This is a genomic window from Nonomuraea basaltis (assembly GCF_005893125.1).
Classification (GTDB): Bacteria; Actinomycetota; Actinomycetes; order Streptosporangiales; family Streptosporangiaceae; genus Nonomuraea; species Nonomuraea basaltis.
The window spans coordinates 46,817-64,464 of sequence record NZ_VCJS01000055.1 but is presented as its reverse complement, the minus strand read 5'-3'; the positions used below and the strand labels follow the sequence as shown (position 1 = coordinate 64,464).

22 protein-coding genes are annotated in these 17,648 nt (G+C 72.0%); 8 read left to right on the top strand and 14 right to left on the bottom strand.

The genetic code is table 11. From position 1 onward, the window contains the following. The 4 genes from EJK15_RS25625 to EJK15_RS25610 all read right to left on the bottom strand — a co-directional run. The coding region (locus EJK15_RS25625; protein WP_138713007.1) for an alkaline phosphatase PhoX at positions 1–411 on the bottom strand (411 nt) is incomplete at its 3' end. A gap of 121 nt (positions 412–532) precedes the next feature. After that, on the bottom strand, positions 533–1,144 hold the full coding sequence (locus EJK15_RS25620; protein ID WP_138713006.1) for a class I SAM-dependent methyltransferase: 612 nt from the start codon (positions 1,142–1,144) through the stop codon (positions 533–535). Beyond that, positions 1,141–1,782 (bottom strand): TIGR04282 family arsenosugar biosynthesis glycosyltransferase, encoded by a 642-nt coding sequence (locus EJK15_RS25615; protein WP_138713005.1) that lies wholly within the window; start codon positions 1,780–1,782, stop codon positions 1,141–1,143. Before EJK15_RS25615 ends, EJK15_RS25620 begins: the two co-directional genes overlap by 4 nt. Before the next feature lie 156 nt (positions 1,783–1,938). Further along, complete coding sequence (locus EJK15_RS25610) at positions 1,939–2,406, bottom strand: Dps family protein (RefSeq protein ID WP_138713004.1); 468 nt, start codon at positions 2,404–2,406, stop codon at positions 1,939–1,941. Between the two features lie 112 nt (positions 2,407–2,518). On the opposite strand from EJK15_RS25610, the gene EJK15_RS72965 reads away from it, so the two are divergent. Together EJK15_RS72965 and EJK15_RS25600 are read left to right on the top strand one after the other, a co-directional pair. After that, positions 2,519–3,439, top strand: coding sequence for a helix-turn-helix domain-containing protein (locus tag EJK15_RS72965; RefSeq protein WP_206061107.1), 921 nt, complete (start codon positions 2,519–2,521; stop codon positions 3,437–3,439). After that, entirely contained in the window at positions 3,436–5,862 is a 2,427-nt protein-coding gene (locus EJK15_RS25600; RefSeq protein WP_138713003.1) for a VIT domain-containing protein, read from the top strand. The genes EJK15_RS72965 and EJK15_RS25600 overlap by 4 nt, the downstream gene beginning before the upstream one ends. A gap of 100 nt (positions 5,863–5,962) precedes the next feature. Here EJK15_RS25600 and EJK15_RS25595 read toward each other — a convergent pair whose 3' ends face one another. Beyond that, the gene (locus tag EJK15_RS25595; protein ID WP_138713002.1) at positions 5,963–6,226 is read right to left on the bottom strand and encodes a YciI family protein; all 264 of its coding nucleotides are present in this window, start codon (positions 6,224–6,226) and stop codon (positions 5,963–5,965) included. Between the two features lie 73 nt (positions 6,227–6,299). Here EJK15_RS25595 and EJK15_RS25590 point away from each other — a divergent pair, with 73 nt between their 5' ends. From EJK15_RS25590 to mmuM, 3 genes are all read left to right on the top strand, one after another. Then, a complete protein-coding gene (locus EJK15_RS25590) occupies positions 6,300–6,806 on the top strand; it encodes a Crp/Fnr family transcriptional regulator (RefSeq protein WP_138713001.1) in 507 nt (168 codons plus the stop codon). 62 nt (positions 6,807–6,868) lie between these two features. Next, the gene (otsB, locus tag EJK15_RS25585) at positions 6,869–7,702 is read left to right on the top strand and encodes a trehalose-phosphatase (protein WP_206061106.1); all 834 of its coding nucleotides are present in this window, start codon (positions 6,869–6,871) and stop codon (positions 7,700–7,702) included. Next, positions 7,699–8,565, top strand: coding sequence for a homocysteine S-methyltransferase (mmuM, locus tag EJK15_RS25580; protein ID WP_138713000.1), 867 nt, complete (start codon positions 7,699–7,701; stop codon positions 8,563–8,565). Before otsB ends, mmuM begins: the two co-directional genes overlap by 4 nt. A gap of 143 nt (positions 8,566–8,708) precedes the next feature. Here mmuM and EJK15_RS25575 read toward each other — a convergent pair whose 3' ends face one another. Next, a complete protein-coding gene (locus EJK15_RS25575) occupies positions 8,709–9,137 on the bottom strand; it encodes a DoxX family protein (protein ID WP_138712999.1) in 429 nt (142 codons plus the stop codon). A 110-nt stretch (positions 9,138–9,247) separates the two neighbouring features. Between EJK15_RS25575 and EJK15_RS25570 the strand changes: the two genes are divergently transcribed. Beyond that, a complete protein-coding gene (locus tag EJK15_RS25570) occupies positions 9,248–9,706 on the top strand; it encodes a MarR family winged helix-turn-helix transcriptional regulator (protein WP_138712998.1) in 459 nt (152 codons plus the stop codon). Positions 9,707–9,712: 6 nt separating this feature from the next. Here the strand turns inward: EJK15_RS25570 and EJK15_RS25565 are convergent, their stop codons facing one another. Continuing rightward, positions 9,713–10,420 carry a lysophospholipid acyltransferase family protein gene (locus tag EJK15_RS25565; protein ID WP_138712997.1) on the bottom strand — a complete coding sequence of 236 codons (708 nt, stop codon included), beginning with the start codon at positions 10,418–10,420 and terminating at the stop codon, positions 9,713–9,715. 177 nt (positions 10,421–10,597) lie between these two features. Here EJK15_RS25565 and EJK15_RS25560 point away from each other — a divergent pair, with 177 nt between their 5' ends. Both EJK15_RS25560 and EJK15_RS25555 read left to right on the top strand, forming a co-directional pair. Beyond that, on the top strand, positions 10,598–11,356 hold the full coding sequence (locus EJK15_RS25560; protein WP_138712996.1) for an alpha/beta hydrolase: 759 nt from the start codon (positions 10,598–10,600) through the stop codon (positions 11,354–11,356). 46 nt (positions 11,357–11,402) lie between these two features. Further along, the gene (locus EJK15_RS25555) at positions 11,403–11,858 is read left to right on the top strand and encodes a hypothetical protein (protein WP_138712995.1); all 456 of its coding nucleotides are present in this window, start codon (positions 11,403–11,405) and stop codon (positions 11,856–11,858) included. A 12-nt stretch (positions 11,859–11,870) separates the two neighbouring features. Here EJK15_RS25555 and EJK15_RS25550 read toward each other — a convergent pair whose 3' ends face one another. The 7 genes from EJK15_RS25550 to EJK15_RS25520 all read right to left on the bottom strand — a co-directional run bounded on the left by EJK15_RS25550 (position 11,871) and on the right by EJK15_RS25520 (position 17,564). Further along, a complete protein-coding gene (locus tag EJK15_RS25550) occupies positions 11,871–13,010 on the bottom strand; it encodes a beta propeller repeat protein (protein ID WP_240777201.1) in 1,140 nt (379 codons plus the stop codon). 38 nt (positions 13,011–13,048) lie between these two features. Further along, entirely contained in the window at positions 13,049–13,744 is a 696-nt protein-coding gene (locus tag EJK15_RS25545) for an endonuclease/exonuclease/phosphatase family protein (RefSeq protein WP_138712994.1), read from the bottom strand. A gap of 11 nt (positions 13,745–13,755) precedes the next feature. Next, entirely contained in the window at positions 13,756–14,688 is a 933-nt protein-coding gene (locus EJK15_RS25540; RefSeq protein ID WP_138712993.1) for an ROK family glucokinase, read from the bottom strand. Positions 14,689–14,702: 14 nt separating this feature from the next. Continuing rightward, positions 14,703–15,098: a DUF5304 family protein gene (locus EJK15_RS25535; RefSeq protein WP_138712992.1), complete on the bottom strand. Its 396-nt coding sequence runs from the start codon at positions 15,096–15,098 to the stop codon at positions 14,703–14,705. Positions 15,099–15,124: 26 nt separating this feature from the next. Continuing rightward, a complete protein-coding gene (locus tag EJK15_RS25530; protein WP_138712991.1) occupies positions 15,125–16,288 on the bottom strand; it encodes an ArsA family ATPase in 1,164 nt (387 codons plus the stop codon). Position 16,289: 1 nt separating this feature from the next. Further along, positions 16,290–16,727: an SRPBCC family protein gene (locus EJK15_RS25525; RefSeq protein WP_138712990.1), complete on the bottom strand. Its 438-nt coding sequence runs from the start codon at positions 16,725–16,727 to the stop codon at positions 16,290–16,292. Between the two features lie 69 nt (positions 16,728–16,796). Continuing rightward, on the bottom strand, positions 16,797–17,564 hold the full coding sequence (locus EJK15_RS25520) for a metallophosphoesterase family protein (protein ID WP_138712989.1): 768 nt from the start codon (positions 17,562–17,564) through the stop codon (positions 16,797–16,799). Between the last annotated feature and the right edge of the window lie 84 nt (positions 17,565–17,648).

Sequence of the window (17,648 nt, the reverse complement as noted above, 5' to 3'; positions counted from 1 at the left end):
ACCGTAGGGATCGCACTCGAAGACGCGGCCGCGGTGGCCCAGCTCGCACGACAGCCATGTGTGCCACGGCGTGGCGCCGCCCGCGCAGTTGAGGTCGGTGCCCGACAGGATGCGGTAGGCGTCGCCGATGCTGCCGTCAGCACGGAAGCGCAGCGCCGAGGCGCCGCCGAGCAGGGGCAGCTCGGAGTTGGACACATAGATCCAGCCGTCGCCGTCGGGGAAACAGGCGCCACCGTCGGGCGCCGCGTGCCAGGTCAGCTCGGCCACCTTGTGGCCGGAGCGGGCGACCACCCGCCCGGTGAACCCCGAGGGCAGCGCGAGGCCGCCGGCGCCCTGCAGGCCGAGCGGCCCGTACGGGCTGGTGCCGCCCGGCAAGAGCGGGCCCGTGCGGAGGAGAGTCTTGTGGGACATCGTGGGGCCTCCCTCTAGGTGCCACGCTAGTCGACCGCACCGACATGAATGGCAGGGACTCGCGACATCAAACTCTGCGCAAACCCCTGCCCGGCCCCGGCCGGGCAACGGTGCGTACGCGCTATCGCAGGTACGCGAACCAGCGGCCGGTCTCCTCGTGACGATCGGTGACCGTGAAACCGGTCCTGCGGGCGAGCGCGGGCACGGCGCAGGCCGAGACGCTGGCCCAGCCGAACCAGGAGCCGGTGACGGCGCCGTGGCGGAGCCGGACCCGCTCGGTCACGCTCTCCGTGCCCGGCGGGGCGACCTCCGCGATCACCTCACCGCCCGGGCGTACCAGCTCGCGCATCCTGCGCAGCAGGGCCACCGGGTCGCCGCCGATGCCGATGTTGCCGTCCGCCAGCAGCGCCGTCGCCCACCGGCCGCTGCCGGGCACCCGGCCGAACACGTCGCGGCACAGGGCAAGGCCGCCGGCCTCCCGCGTCAGCCGTACGGCGTGCGGGGTGACGTCGATGCCGAGCGCGGCCACGCCCCGCCTGGTCAGCGCGACCGTCAGCCGTCCCGGGCCGGAGCCGACGTCCAGGGTCGGGCCCGCGCAGCGCGACAGCATGGCCTCGTCGCCGTCGATGGGCTCCAGCCAGCGCATGGCATCGAGAGGACGGCGGCGGCCGTCTTCGTATTCGATGTCGATCTCCGCTCCGGACAGCGACTCCGCGTAAAGCCGTCCGATCACCTGGCGGCCCCGGCGGCCAGGCGGGCGAGGGTGGCGGCGAAGCGGGTGTGCGGCGCCTGGCGGGCGACCTCGCGGGCGTCGGCCGCGTCGTCCACGTCGGTGAGGAGCGGCATCGTCGCCACGGACAGGCCGCTCAGGCGGCGCAGCTGGGCGGCGCCCGTCCCGGGTGTGGACATGGGCACTCCGAGGAGCAGGGCGGGGTCGGGGCGGCGCAGGCCGAGCAGCCAGAATCCGCCGTCGGTCGCGGGGCCGAAGACGGCGTCGTGCTCGTGGAGGGCCGTCGCGGCCTGGGTGAGCAGGGTCGGGGTGATCTGGGGGGTGTCCATGCCGACGAGCAGGACGGGGACCTGGCGGCGGGCGTACACGTCGTCGAAGGCCCAGGCCAGGCGCTGGTCCAGGCCGTCACCGCGCTGCCCGATCATCTCGAACCCGGCGGGGGCCAGGCCCGGCCCGGGGTCGTCGATCGCCAGCACGCGGGCGGTCGCGGGGGTGGCGGAGACGGCGTCCATGGTGTCGCGCAGCGCGTCCGCGGCCAGGTCGGCCGCCTCCTCAGGCGTGTACGGCGGCGTCAGGCGCGTCTTCACGCGCCCCGGCCGCGGCCGCTTCGCGAGCACGACGATCTGCGTGCGGTTGTCCATACTGCGGCACGCTAGATCCACAAGAGATGATCAGTCCTTACGTGCCGCTTACGGCATGCGTGTCTTGGGGGAAGAATTGCGCCCGGGCGTTCGGGACATGTGAGAACCCGGGGCCGTCATGGCTCCCGGGCTCCGCTGGTGCTGGTGCCGCTCTCGTCAGCGCTGGGCCTGGAACATCCAGTGCTGCTTGTCGATGTCCTGTGCCACGGCGATGAGCAGGTCCTGGCTGACCGGGTCGGGCTCTTCGGTGGCCCGGACGCGCTCGTGCATGCGCTTGCTGATGGCGTCCAGGATGTCGGTGAACGTCGCGACGACCTTGCCGTCCTCCAGCCAGCCGCTCTCCGGCTGGGACAGCTTGCTGGACTTCGCGATCGTGGCGGCGCGGCCGTCCGGGTTGGCCCCGAGGGCGACGACGCGCTCGGCGATCGTGTCCATGTGCCTCCTGGCCAGCTCCGTCACCTCGTCGAGCTGGAGGTGGATCGGGCGGAAGTGGGCGCCGACGAGGTTCCAGTGGGCCTGTTTGGCGATCAATGACAGGTCGATGAGGTCGACCAGGGCGCCCTGGAGGGCCTCGGTGACGGTGTTCTTGGCGTCCCCCGAGAGCGGACCGGTGATCGTGGCCATGATTCCTCCCCGTTCGGTACGACTTATCCATTTATTTCAACGGAATCCCCCTGCCCAACCTTCCGGCCCCCACACGTTGACAGTGTAATAATGACAGTGTAATTGTGGAGGTATGAGCGACACCTGGACCATCGGTGAGCTGGCCGAGCACGCCGCCCGGGCGCTGCGCGACGGCGCCCCGCCGGCCAACGGCCGGGTCCGCGACGTGCCCGGGGAGCGGCTGATCAGGTGGTATATGACCATCGGTCTCGTGGACCCGCCGCTGACCCGGCGCGGCCGGATCGCCCGGTACGGGCGGCGGCACCTGCTGCAACTGGTGGCCATCAAGCGGCTGCAGGCGGCGGGACACTCGATCGCCGACATCCAGGCGGCCCTGGCGGGCGCGACGGATCGGATGCTGGAGGAGGCGGCGACCGCCACGGGGCTTACGGTTACGCCTGGCGCGTTCGAAGGCGCGCCACCATTCGACGCCACGCCGCTTGGCGACGCACCACGTGTCAGCGGGCCACGCGGCCGGACGACGCTTGCCGACACGCTTCCTGCTGACGGGCCGCTCCGTGACGGCGCAGCCCGTCACGATGAAGCAGCCGGTGGCGATCTCGTAGCCGGTGACGATGCCGCAGGTCGCGGTGCCGTCGGCGATGCCGCAGGTCGCGGTGCCGTCGTTGGGGGCGATGATCGTGGCGGGCGTGCCCGTGCGGGGCGGCGGGCCGGTGATGGCGCGCGATCCGGCGACGAGCCGGTGCGCGGGCGGTTCTGGGCCGAGCGGCCGGGCAAGGAGGTCACGCATCCCGCCGCCGAGACGCAGGCAGACACCGCGGCGGCCGATCGCCACGTCCAGGGCGCGGCGTCCGGGGCCGGGGTGGCCGATCGGCGGGCCGGGCGCGGTGCCGTGGTCGCGGGGGTCAGGCTGGGTGATGGGGTGAGGCTTGTGCTGGACGCGGGGCGTACCCCGTCCGAGGAGGACGTTCAGGCGGTGCTGGCGGCGGCGGGTCCGCTGCTCGCGGTGCTCGAAGAAAGGGAGCTGCTATGAAGATCACTTCGCTGGAGCCCGCGCGGTGCCTGCCGGTGCCGGACGCCGGGTTCGGCGCGCTGCTGACCGAGCGCGGAAACCTGCCGCTGGAGACCGTGGACGTGGCCGCCGACATCTCGGGGCTCATCGCCGGGGTCGAGGTCACGCAGGGGTTCAGGAACCCGTTCGACGTCACGCTGGAGGCGACGTACGTCTTCCCGCTGCCCGACCGGGCGGCGGTGACGGGATTCCGGATGGAGGCCGACGACCGGGTGGTCGAGGGCGTGCTGAAGGAGCGCGGCCAGGCCAGGGCGGACTACGACCGGGCGCTGCGCGAGGGGAAACGGGCGGCGATCGCCGAGGAGGACCGGCCGGACGTGTTCACGATCCGGGTGGGCAACATCCTGCCCGGCGAGCGGGTCTCGGTCAGGCTGACGATGAGCCAGCCGCTGCCGTACGAGGACGGGGCGGCCACGTTCCGGTTCCCACTGGTGGTGGCGCCGCGCTACATCCCCGGCAACCCGATCGACGGGCGGCCCGCGGGTGACGGCGTCGCGCCGGACACCGATGCCGTGCCCGACGCCTCCAGGATCAGCCCGCCTGTGCTGCTGCCCGGCTTCCCCAACCCGGTACGCCTGTCGCTCACCGCGACCGTCGACGCCGCCGGGCTGGAGCTACGGGAGCTGGCTTCCAGCCTGCACGTGGTCGAGGAGGAGGGCCGCACCTCATCGTCGCAGGCTCCTCGGCTTCTCATACGGCTGCGCCCCGGCGAGCGGCTCGACCGGGACTTCATCCTGCGCATGTCGTTCGACGCGTCCACGTCGTTGCAGCTCGACGGCCAGGGGACGTTCGCGCTCACCGTGGTGCCTCCGGCGCTGCAGTCCACGCGTACGCCGCGCGACCTGGTGCTGCTGCTCGACCGCTCGGGCAGCATGGGCGGCTGGAAGATGGTGGCCGCCCGCCGGGCCGCCGCGCGCATCGTCGACACGCTGACGCCGCAGGACCGGTTCGCGGTGCTCACGTTCGACTCGGTGGTGGAGCGGGCGTTCGAGGGGCTCGTGGAGGCGTCGGACCGCAACCGCTACCGCGCCGTCGAGCACCTCGCGCGGGTCGACGCCCGTGGCGGCACCGAACTGCTGGAGCCGCTGCGCCAGGCCATCACCCTCCTGGGCGGGCCGGCGGAGCGGGAGCGGGTCGTGGTGCTGGTCACCGACGGCCAGGTGGGCAACGAGGACCACATCCTGGAGCAGGCGGGCGGCGCGCTGTCGGCCATGCGGGTGCACACGGTCGGCATCGACCGGGCCGTCAACGCCGGGTTCCTCGGCAGGCTCGCCGGCCTGGGCGCGGGCCGGTGCGAGCTGGTCGAGTCGGAGGACCGGCTCGACGCCGCCATGGACCACATCCACCGCAGGATCGGCGCTCCCCTGGTGACCGACCTCTCGCTCAAGGGCCTGGAGGTGGAGCCGGGCACGGTCACCCACCTCGGCTCGATCTTCCCGGGCGTGCCGCTGCGCGTGTACGGGCGCTACCGCGAAGGCTCCTCGGCGACCGTACACGGCATGGCCGCCGGCGGGCCGTGGGAGGAGCAGGTCACGGGCGTCACGGTGGACAATCCGGCCATCCGCGCCGTCTGGGCCCGCGCGCACCTTCGGGAGCTTGAGGACCGGTACGCCATGGGCGAGCACGACCTGGAGCAGCGCATCGTGCGTACGTCGCTCGACCACGGCGTGCTCTGCCGCTTCACCGCGTACGTGGCGGTCGACACCAGGCAGGTCGCCGAGGGGGAGCCGGAGCATCGCGTCATCCAGCCGGTCGAGCCGCCGAGCGGCTGGGAGCCGCCGCAGAGCCAGCCGATGCTGGGCGGCGGATTCACGGCCCACGCGGCGCTGATGGCCGCGCCCGCGGCCGCCCCGCGAACGCGGCAGCCCGAGCAGCCCGGCTTCGGCGCCGCCGAGATGGACCAGGGGTTCGTCGCCGGTGGCGCGCCGGATCTGATCGGCCGGCAGCCTCCGGCGGCGCCAGGCGGTGGCCTGCGCGATCGCCGTCCCGGGCGCCGCGGGGGCATGCCGAGGTTCGCCCCCGCGCCGCGTCCCGCGCACCGGCTGGACACGGTCACGCCTCAACTGGTGGCCGAGCTGGACAGGCTCAAGGCACTGCCGGCGCCGGACGTGCTGTACCTGGCCGACTTGGGCTCGCGGCTGTCGGCGCTCGCGGAGTACCTGGGCGGCAACGAGGAGCTGGCGGCGCTCGCCCGCGAACTGGAGGCGGCCGAGCGGCCGGGCGCGGACGCGCAGGCCCTGCACGACCGCGCCGTCGAGGTCCTCACGGCTCTCGTGGGCGGTGCCCTAGGTCCCGGAGGCGGGCCGGGCAGCGGGCCCTCAGGTGGGCCGGGTGGCGGGCAGCCCGGTGGCGGCCGTCGCGGTCCCTTCTGGAAGCGCGCCTGATCTGTGGCTCGCCGCGCCTCCGCCCCATCGCTCGGCGGGGGCGGGGCGAGCCCATGATCGGCATCCACCTGCCCGCGTGACTCTCGCGGGACGGGCCCGTTTACATGATCTGGTTCCACTCCTTCAGCAGCACGATCTCGTAGCCGTCCACCTCCGTGTACGGGTCCCGGCGCAGGATGTCCTTCAGCTCGGCCTCGTCCGCGACCTCGTAGACGTGCAGCGCCCCGCTGTCGTCCGCCCACGGCCCGGCGGTCACCAGTCGCCCCTCCTCCTTGAGCCGCCGCAGGTGCTCCCGGTGCGCGGGCCGGACCGAGAGCCGCCACGGGTCGCCGTCGAAGGCCAGTTGCAACACGTATCTCGCCATACCCCCGCACGCTAGGGCGCGACGGGCCGGCTCTCAGCATCAGGGGACACCGGCAGGGTGTATATCGGGATACATGACGTACACGCTGGCCGACCTGCCGATGTTCGGCGAGCTCGGCGAGGAGCGGCTGCGCGGACTGGCGGCCCTGGCCAGGCGCAGGCGGTACCCGGCCGGGCAGATGCTGTGCACCGAGGGCGATCCGGCCGATCAGCTGATCGTGCTGCTCGACGGCTACCTGCCGCGTACGGCGGTGCTGGAGCTCGTCGCCACCGAGCCGGCCGTCGCGGCGCGGCTGCTGCGTACGCTGGCCGCCACCGTACGTGACCTCGACGAGCGGCTCACCGACGCGACGGTGCGCGACGTGCCCGCGCGGGTGGCCACCTGGCTGGTACGGCGGTGCGCGGACGGCCGGGTGCCGCTCCACGCCGGCCAGGCGGGACTGGGCACCGAGATCGGCGCGACCAGGGTGAGCGTCAACCGCGCCCTGCGGGCGTTCGAACGCCGGGGGATGATCGAGATCGGCGGCGGCGAGGTGATCGTCCTGGACCGCCAGGCCCTCGCCCGCCGGGCCGCCCTCTGACCCCGGCCGAATGCGGACGAGCGTCTATCCGAGCCGGTCAGGCTGCTCTATCGTCACTGAACATGGCGACCTCACGCGCCCCGCTCCGCTTCTCCGAAGCAGTGTCGGCCACCGTTTCCGAGAGCAGGGGATCAGGCTTCTTCTTCGACTACGACGGCACGATCGCGCCGATCATGCGAGATCCCGGCGCGGTGTTCCCCGTCGCGGGGGCGGTGGAGCGATTGCAGGCGCTGACGCGGCTCGTGAGCAAGGTCTCCGTGGTCTCGGCCCGCCCGGTCGCGTTCCTGTGCGAGCGGTTCTCGCGCGCGCCGCACGTGAGCCTGTTCGGCCTGTACGGCATGCAGACCGTCGTCGACGGCCAGGTGCGCACCGATCCCGAGGCGGAGCCGTGGGCGCCGGTCATGCGGCGCCTGGCCGCGGACGCCGCCCGCGACCTGCCCGGCGAGATCCTGGTGGAGGACAAGGCGCTGCTGGTGGCGCTGCACTACCGCTCGGCCCCCGCGCTGCGCGGCGCGGTGGAGCGGTGGGCCTCGGGCAAGGCGGCGGAGCTGGGCCTGCGAGAGCAGCACGGCCGCATGGTCGTCGAACTGAGGCCGCCTGTGGAGCGCGACAAGGGCACGGTCATCGCGCGCGAGACCGAGACGCTGACCCGCGCCTGGTATTTCGGCGACGACCTCTCCGACGGCCGGGCGTTCGAGGCGCTGCGCCGCCGGGAGATGCGGGATCCCGCGTTCATGGGCGTCACGGTCGCGGTGGCCAACGGGGAGACGGGCGACGAGCTGGCGCGCCGGGCGGACTTCACGGTGGACTCCCCCGAGGACACGCCTGTGCTGCTCGACCAGGTGATCAGCGCGTTTCCCGGCCATCCCCCGGTGGCTCTTACCCTGGACGGGTGACCACACTTGTGCTCGACGGGGGCCTGTCCACCCATCTCGAACGGCTCGGCGCCGACCTCAGCGACGAACTCTGGTCGGCGCGGCTGCTGCTGGAGCGGCCGGAGCTGATCCGGCAGGCGCACGCCGACTACTACGCGGCAGGGGCCGACGTGGCCACGACCGCCAGCTACCAGGCCACGATCGAGGGCTTCATGCGGCGCGGGCTGGGGGCGGCGGAAGCCGAGGCGCTGATCAGGCTGTCGGTCCAGCTGGCCGGGCAGGCGCGCGATCAGGCCGGTCGTGGGCTGGTGGCTGCCTCGGTCGGCCCGTACGGCGCCTACCTGGCCAACGGCGCCGAGTACACCGGCGACTACGACCTCGACGAGGACGGCCTGTACGCCTGGCACCTGCCGCGCTGGGAGATCCTCGCCTCGGCCGGCGCCGACCTGCTGGCCTGCGAGACGATCCCGTCCTATCCGGAGGCGCGGGCCCTGGCCAGGCTCCTGGGCCACACGCCCAGGGCGAAGGCGTGGGTGAGCTTCTCCTGCCGGGACGGCGAGCGGCTCAACGACGGCACGCCGATCCGCGAGGCGGCCGCCCTGTTCAGCGGGAATCCGCAGGTGGTGGCCGTCGGCGCGAACTGCACCGCGCCGCGCCACATCCCCGGGCTGATCTCGTGCCTGGCCGGCGGGTTGCCGGTCGTGGTCTACCCGAACTCGGGCGAGACCTGGGACGCCGGGCACCGGCGCTGGCTGGGCCTGGCCGATCCGGTGGAGTTCGGGCAGGCCGCCAAGGAGTGGCAGCGGGCGGGGGCGTCGCTGATCGGCGGCTGCTGCCGTACGGCGCCGGAGCACATCACACAGATCCGCGCCCATTTGTCCTGATCCTGGGCGGGGGGTATCGCCAAGACGGCGGTCAAGGCGCCGCTCGACCGCCAGGGATGGCGGTCAGGGCGGCGGCCGGGTCTCCGGGCGACCGCCAGGGCGGCGGCCGGCGCCGGGCGACCGCCGATGGGGCGGTCGGGGTGCTAGGCGGAGACCGCCTGCGAGTTGCGGCGGCGGCCGAACAGCCGGTCGACGGCCAGTGCGCCGCCGCCCGTGAAGCCGATGGCCAGCGCCGCCGCGGCCAGCGCCAGGACGAACTCGTAGCCGCCCTCGGCGGCGCCGAAGCCGTTGGGCGCGTGGACGAACACGATCGCGCCGATCATGTCGAGGGCCAGCAGCGTGCCGACGATCGGCAGCGCGGCACCCAGGATCAGCGCCAGGCCCCCCGCGACCTCCAGCACCGCCACGGCGGGGGCCGCCACGCCGGCCAGCGGAACGCCGACGGACTCGAAGAACTTGGTCGTGCCCGCGATGCCCATGGTCACGAACTTCTGGTAGCCGTGCACGAGGAAGATCGCCCCGATGGCGACTCGCGCGAGCAGCAGTGCGACGGGACGTGCTTGGTCGACCATGCGACCTCCTTGGCTCTAGTTCAGTTTTGGACTATCTCAACCCTAGCGTGGATGTTCAAATCTGAACAATCGGTACAGTGGGCGGCGAAGGCTGCACCTACACTGAGGCGGTGACAGACATCCGATGGCTGGACGCGACGGAGATGACGGCCTGGCGCGCCTTCTTGTCGACCTCTCACCTGCTGGAGAGGCGCATCGAAGAGCAGCTCAAGGCCGCTGCCGGGCTGACGCATCCGCAGTACGAGATCATGGTGCGGCTCGCCGACGCCCCCGGTCGGCAGATGCGGATGACGGAGCTGGCCAGGGGCGTCGTGGTGTCGAAGAGCGCGTTGACGTACCAGATCACCCAGCTGGAGAAGGCCGGACTGGTGGAGCGGGCGACGTGCCCGTCGGACGACCGCGGCGTGCTGGCAGTGATCACCGAGGCGGGCATGCGGTGCCTGGAACGGGTGGCACCGGGCCACGTGGAGGTCGTGCGGGCGTACCTGATCGACCGGCTCAGCCGCGACGAGCTGCACACGATGACGGCGGCCATGCAGAAGACGGAGCAGGCGTTACGGTCGGTCTGAGCCCGGCTAACTCTTGCCGGCCGCGGCGCGGGAGGCGCGCTCCATCTCGACACGGGCGCTGGCGGCGTACTTGTCGACGTATTCCTGCCCGGACAGCTCCATCAGCGCGTACATGATCTCGTCGGTCACCGCGCGCAGGACGAGGCGGTCCTCCTCCATCCCGTAGTAGCGGGAGAAGTCGAGCGGCTTGCCGAACCTGACGCCCGGCCGGATCCCGACCTTGGGGAACGGGCGTCCCGGCGGCATCATCTCGTACGTGTTGACCATGGCCCACGGGATGACCGGCGCCCGCGACTCCAGGGCGAGCCGGGCCACGCCGGTCTTGCCTTTGTAGAGGCGGCCGTCGGGCGAGCGGGTGCCCTCGGGGTAGATGCCCAGGACGTTGCCCTCGCGCAGGATGCGCAGCCCGGTGCGGAGCGCCGCCTCGCTGGCCTTGCCGCCGGAGCGGTCGATCGGCACGGTGCCGACGCCGCTGAAGAACAGCCGGGTGAAGAACCCCTTGATGCCGCGCCCGGTGAAGTAGTCGGACTTGCCGAGCGAGATGACCTTGCGGCGGAGCTGGAGCGGGCCGAAGAAATGGTCGGCGAACGACAGGTGGTTGCCGGCCAGGATCACCGGCCCCTCCTTGGGCACGTTTTCGGCACCCTCTGTCCACGGTCTGAACACGAGGTGGAGCAACGGCCCCAAGATGGCCTTGACCACCCAGTAGAACACCCCGGCACCTCTTCTCCAGCACGTCATCGGCGGGCAGAGTCATCTTCCCACCTCGACGGCCATGCTCCTACACCAGCTCTCGCACAATCACCCCGGAACGTGCGACGATCGGGCCGTTCCGGGATCAAATTGCACGGATTGCCACTGCCCCGGAATGAACTCCAGGGAGGAGCTGTTATGCCGCTCATGCCAGGCGCGGAGCCCTACCACCACGACGCGGGACAGGTCGGCGTGCTGCTCTGCCACGGGTTCACCGGCACACCGCAGTCGTTAAGGCCGTGGGGCGAGTTCCTGGCCGGGCACGGAGTGAGCGTTTCGCTGCCCCGCCAGCCGGGGCACGGCACCAGGTGGCAGGAGATGAACCGGACGCGCTGGGAGGACTGGTACGCCGAGGTGGAGAAGGCGTTCGAGGACCTCCAGGGCCGCTGCTCGGAGGTGTTCGTGGCGGGGCTGTCGCTGGGTGGCTGCCTGGCGCTGCGACTCGCCGAGGTGCACGGCGCGGCGATCAGGGGCGTGCTCCTGGTCAACCCGTCGATCGCCAACGACGTGCCGCTGCTGAAGCTGGCTCCGCTGCTGAAGTGGTTCGTGCCGTCCGTGCCCGGAGTCGCCAACGACGTCAAGAAGCCCGGTGTGACCGAGCTGGCCTACTCCCGCACCCCGGTGAAGGCGGCCGCGTCGCTGCCGGGGCTGTGGTCGCTGGTGCAGGCCGACCTGGCGAAGGTGACGCAGCCGCTGCTGGTCTTCCACAGTGTGGACGACCACGTGGTGAAGCCGACGAGTGTGGCGATCATTCGCCGGCAGGTACCGCAGGCCACGATCGAGGAGCTTACCGATAGCTATCATGTTGCGACGCTCGACAATGATGCCGACAGGATCTTTGCCGGTAGCCTCGACTTCATCCGGACACATGCCTCGGTACCCTTGCAGAGGGACTGATCGCACCCAGGGGGAAGTCGCGATCGCTGCGGAGAGGCCCATCTAGGTGACGCCCCAGAGTGACGAGGACGAGGTCTGGCGGCAGATCGTCGCGTCCTTCAACGACACAGCCGAGCGCGACTCGGCAGAGCAGCCATGGCCTGACAGCGAGAACGTCACCGCCGAGCCCACCCGGCGGGTGGTGAAGCCCTCCGAGGAGCTCGAGGAGGACTTCGGCGACACCGAGGACAAGCAGGACGACGACGCGGAGGAAGAGGGGCACTTCGTGCCTCCGCCTCCGCCGCCGCTGCCCAAGCTCGACCTGACGACCAAGCTGGCGTGGGTCGCGCTGTTCGGCGGGCCCGCCTACCTCCTGGTCGCCGCGGTGGCGAGCTGGCGTATAGAGGGGTGGGCGCTGTTCACGGCGGTGGCGGCGTTCATCGGCGGGTTCGTGGCGCTGGTGGTGCGCATGGGCGACGGCCCGCCCAACGACTCCGGCTGGGACGACGGCGCGGTGCTCTAGGACCGCGGCGTTCTAGGACTTCGACTCGGCGGGCTTGGGCGCGAACGACTCCACGACGTCGGTGTAGCGGTCGGCGGTGTCGACCGCGTGCCCGACCGCCCAGATCGTGCTCTTGCCCGCGAGATAGGCCACCGACTGCAGGCGGACGCTGCTCCTGCCCTTCTTGGCGTCGCCGCGGATGATCTCGCAGTCGCCTTTCTCACAGCGCATCACGAACGGCTCGGCCGCCCGCGCCGGGTCGTAGCCGGCCATCCAGTAGCGGCCCTTGCCGTCGCCGGTGACGCCGTAGAGCCGGGCCTCCGAATCCGGCAGCGCCTGCCGCTTCCAGCGCTTGCCGTTCCAGGTCAGCACGAGCGGGGAGATGTCGCCGGGGCCCCGGTAGACGCCGCCGACGGCGACCGCCCGCTTGGAGCTGTCGGTCTGGATGTCGCGCAGGTAGCCGCCGGGGATCGAGGGCAGCGGCATGGACTTCCACGAGCCGCCCGAGTAGTGCACGACCAGCGGCTCGGTGCCGGTGTCGCCGACGGCGAACCCGCCCGCCACCGCGTACAGGGAGCCCTTCTCCTTGATCTCCTGCACGGTCCAGGTGTTGCCCTGGCCGGTGAGGACCAGCCCTTGCCTGTCACGGCTGCCGACCGCCACGACCTTGCCCGGCTTGGCGTCGATGCCGCCGAGCCAGTCGCCGGCCCGCAGCACCTGGCGCATCCCCTCGGCCACGCGCTCCTGCGGCCAGACCCGGTCGAACCCGGTCACGTCGCCGTGGGCGAGGTACGGCAACCCGTCGTGCCCGTCGCCGACCGCCCACACGTCGGACGGCGCGGCGGCGGCCAGGCCGCGCAGGTTTCCCGCGGCTGTGGCGTCGCGGATCGAGACCTCGGCCCAGGCGGTGCCGTTCCAGTGGCGGATCGTGCCGCGGTTCTTCCACACGTCCCAGATCGCCTGCTGGCCGACCGCCCACACGTCGCTGGACGAGATCGCCAGCACGTCGGACAGCGAGCCGTCGGCCGCGAGGCGCACGCTGGTCGACTGCTGCCACGCCTCGATCGTGGCGGGGCGGCTGGGATCGGCATGCGCGGCGGGCGTGACCTGAGACAAGGCCACGGACGTCGCCAAGATCAAGGAGAGCGCACGCCGCCGAGAGCGACGGGTCATGGTGCAAATGCTACGGGCAGGACGGCCCTTCTTGCCCGTTAGTGCCCAACTCTCAACTCAGCGACGACCGGCAGATGGTCGCTGGCCCCTTCTAGATCGGCGATTCCGGCATCCACTCCCCCGCACGACATGACATGCGCCTCGCGCGCGGCGAACACCCCGTCGATGCGTACGGCGGGCCGCGCGGCCGTGAACGTCAGCCCGCCGCCCTTGGGCGCCACCGCGTAGCAGTCGGCCAGCCGCCCGGCGAGATAGCGCCAGGCCGGCTGGTGCGGCTGCTCGTTGACGTCCCCGCCGAGCACGATCGCCGCGCCGAACGGGGCGGCCGCGTGCTCCATCAGCGCCACCGCCTCGGCCGCGTGGTGGACCCTGGCCGGGTCGTTGAGGTCGAGGTGGAGCGAGCCGACGGCCAGCCGCTCCCCTTCGGCCTCCACCACGGCGACCGCCAGCCCGCGCAGCTCCAGCCCGAGGAAGACCCGAAGGGCGTGGCTCTGGGCCCGCAGCACGCGGACGCGGGGGCCGGTGAGCACGGCCACGCCGCCCAGCCTGCCCGTGGTGGCCACCCGCAGTCCCGCCGCGGCGGCCAGCGCCCTGCGTCTGGCCCGCCAGCGGCCGAACCTGGGCGCCTCCTGCACGCACAGCACGTCGGCGCGCATGGCGGCGATGACCCTGGTCAGCGCGGGCACGCTGTCGCGCATCCCGTGCAGGTTGTAGGTGCCGACCCTGATCGTCACGCGGCCCGTCTCTAGCGGAGTCTGGCCAGGTCGGCGGCGCCTACCACCCCGGCCGAGGCGCCCAGCTCGGCCAGCCGGATCTCGGCGAGCGGCCGGTGCCCGCGGCCGGTGATGCGCTCGGCGAAGGTCGCCCGGGCGCGGTCGATGAACAGGTCGGCGGCCCTGGACACGCCGCCACCGACGATGAAGCAGCCGGGGTCGAGCACCGCCGCCAGGTCGGCCATGCCCTGGCCGAGCCAGTCGGCGAAGGCGGCGAACGCGGCCAGCGAGACCTCGTCGCCCAGGCGCGCGGCCTCGGTCACCTCCTCGCCCTCGATCTTGCCGCCGGCCAGCCCCAGCAGGATCCCGGCCTGCTCGGGGCGGGCCGAGGCCAGCTCTCTGGCCTCCTTGACGAGGGCTTGGCCGCTGGCGTACTGCTCCCAGCAGCCGACGTTGCCGCAGCCGCACGGCCGCCCGCCGGGGACGACCTGCATGTGGCCCATCTCGGCGCCCATGCCCCAGCGGCCGCGGTAGAGCGCGCCGTCGAAGACCAGGCCGCCGCCGATGCCGGTGCCGAGCGTCACGCAGACCACGTAGGCCTGGCCGCGCCCGGCGCCGAACCTGGCCTCGCCCCAGGCCATGGCGTTGGCGTCGTTCTCGATCACGACCGGCAGGCCGACGAGGCCGCTGATCTTCTTCTGCAGCGGCTCCTCGCGCCAGGCGAGGTTGGGCGCGAAGCGCACCATCGAGCGCGTCTCGTCGACGAACCCGGCCGCGCCCACCCCGACGGCCTCGATCTCCCTGCCCGCGGACAGCTCGCGAACGACGTCGACCACTGTCTCGGCCACCACGTCGGGGCGGTCGGCGGCGGTGGGCCGCAGCGTCTGGGCGACGATCTTCCCCTGGTCGTCGACCACACCCGCGGCGACCTTGGTCCCGCCGATGTCGACACCGATCGTGAGCATGCCCGTTGTTCTCCCTATCCCAGATCTATGTGTTCCACGTCGTCACGGCGATCGCGGTCGTCGCGCTCCTGCGGCCTGCGGGGGGCGGGCCGGTTGAGCGCCTCCAGCGCCTCGCGGAACGCGGCGAACAGCTCGCCGCCCGCGGCCATCAGGTGCCCGGTCACGTCGGAGCCCGACTCGCGCCGGGCCGCGATCGCCCGGCAGAACGGGCAGGCGCGGCAGATGTACTCGTCGTGAGGCTCGGACACCGCCTCCTCCCAAACGTCCCGTTCCCTGCGGCCGCCGCTGGTGAACGAGTTGAACATGCTCCTGCCGACCTGGCGCGTGGCGCGTCCCTGAATGGAGTCGAACAGCTTGCGCGCCTCGTCGGCGACGGTCCCGATCGGATCTCTGTCGTTGCTCTCGGTCATCTGGCCCTCCCTGCGTCCCGGGTAGCTCATCGGGTCTCGGACTCGCTCCCCGAGCTGAACGCTACCCGGAGCACACCGTCGCGGAGCACAGCCCCGCTGATCTTCCTGCGGGCCAGCGCCACGGGAAGCGCCAGGATCCTCCGGTACGGGCCCGCGGTGATGATCAGCTCGTCGCCCTTGCGGGCCAGGTCCACGTCGTCGCGGTCGGCACCGGGCAGGGCGAGGGCCAGCTCGTCGGCGCTCAGCCGCAGCGGCGGCTCGACGGCCGGGGCGGCGAACGGGTCGGACGAGCCGTAGAGATCCGCGCCCACCGCGGCCAGCGCGTCCTTGCCGACCGGCTCGGCGGGCAGGTAGGGGACGACGTGGATGGGCAGCGGCGCGAACGACTGCTCCGCCTCGGCCAGCAGCCGCGACTGGGCCGCCACCCACTGGGCGCGCCATTCGTCGGCGCCGCCGGCGGGGAACACCCGGTTGGCGATCACGGCGTCGACGCGGTAGCCGTACAGGTTGAGCGAGGTGAGGGTGCGCCTGGCCTCGGCGAGCACCACCGACTCCGGGGTGAGCACGAGCCGCACCGAGGCGTTCTCGCCGGTGAGCAGCTCGCGGACCTCCATGAGACCGCGGTGGAAGCGCTCGCCCGCGTTCATGACGTCCTCACCGGGCGCGCTGACGTGCGCGACGCTGCGGACGAACGGCGAGACGAGCCTCACGAGCTTGCGGCCGACCGGCATGAGCCTGCTGACGTGCCAGTCGAGCGCCTCGGGCAGGGCCAGCAGGCGCAGCGTCTCGGCGGTGGGGGCGCAGTCGACGACGATCACGTCCCAGCGGCCCTCGCGGGCGTGCTCGCGCAGTTCGAGGAGGGCGATGACCTCCTCGGCGCCCGGCAGCACCGTGATCTCCTCGGAGGTGATCTCGTCGAGGCCCAGCTCGATCAGCACGCCCCTGGCGTATTCCTGCAGCTCGCCCCAGTGGCGCTCCAGCGTCTTCTGCGTGTCGACCTGGTGCAGGTGCAGGCCGGGCGCGACCTCGCCGGGCTCGACGGCGAGCGCGTCGGCCAGCGAGTGCGCGGTGTCGGTGGAGACGATGAGCGTCTTGAGGCCGCGGCTCGCGGCAAGCGTTGCGGTCGCGGCGGCGGCCGTGGTCTTGCCGACGCCGCCCTTGCCGGTGAAGAGCAGGACCCGCGGGCTCAACTCAGCGGCCTTCGACGCGCTTTTTGAGGCCCTTGAGCGCGGTGTCCACGATCACCTTCTCCGCCTTGCGCTTGATCATGCCGATCATGGGCACGCTCAGATCGACCGCCAGTTCGTACGTCACGTCAGTGCCACTGCCCGAGTCGTCGAGCCGGTAACTCCCCCTGAGGTCGGAGACCATCTTGCCCGGCTCGACCACCTGCCAGCTGACGCTCTCGTCGTCCTGCCAGGTGTAGCCCAGGGTGTAGGTGTCGCTGATCATCCCGGCGTCGAGGACGAACCGCACCGTCTCGGCTCTGCCGTCCTCGCCGGCGCTGAGGACCTCGGCGCTCTTGATCGAGCCGGCCCATTCCGGATAGGCCGGGAAGTCCGCGATGACCGCCATGACCTCGGCGCGACCGGCGCCGATGGTGGTGCTCGAAGTGGTTCGATCAGCCATGCGACCACCGTAGTGCACAATCCGCTGCTTGCGGTGGACCGCTGAACGGGGTCGGCTGTATCGGTCAGCTCACCATTCGAGGATGAACGGGACGCCCTTTCCCCGGAAATGGCCCACGTTCACGCATTCGGTACGCCCGACGCGGGCGCGGCCGTGGAGCGGGTTGTGGACGTGGCCGAACAGGGCGTAGCGCGGCTGCGTACGCCTGATCGCCTCCAGCGTGGCCTCGCTGCCGCGCTCGAACCGCCTGGCCACGACGTCGTAGAGCAGCTCGGGCACGGCGGGCGGGATGTGGCAGCACAATACGTCGACCTCGCCGACCGCCTCGACCTTGGCGGCGTACTCCTCGTCGCTGAGCTCGTAGGGGGTGCGGTAGGGGGTCTGGAGCCCGCCGCCCACGAACCCGAACCGCAGCCCGCCGATCTTCGTGACCTGCCCGTCGAGCACCTGGTGGCCCGGCCGCAGGTAGTCGGACCACAGGCGCGGGATGTCCACGTTGCCGTAGGTCAGGTAGGCGGGCGTCGGCATGGCGGCGAAGAGGGTCTCGTACTGGGCGCGGACGTTGCGCTCGATGTGCTCGCGCGGGTCGCCGTCGAGCGTGGCCCACAGCGCCGCGGACATGGCCCTGGCCTCGTCGAACCGCCTGGCCGTGCGCAGGCCGATGAACTCGGCGGCCTTGTCCGCGCCGAACAGGTCGGCGAAGATGCCCTGCGCGTGGTCGTCGTAGTCGACGAAGAGGATCAGGTCGCCCAGGCAGACCAGCGCGTCGGCGCCGTCGCCCGCCCTGGCCAGCGCGTCGGCCCTGCCGTGCACGTCACTCACAACATGGACCCTCATGAGGGAATCCTATGAGTGACGGCTGCTAGCGTGATGAAGGCCCTTCATAACGCCTCAATGACGGCGCTACCGGCGCGTAACTTA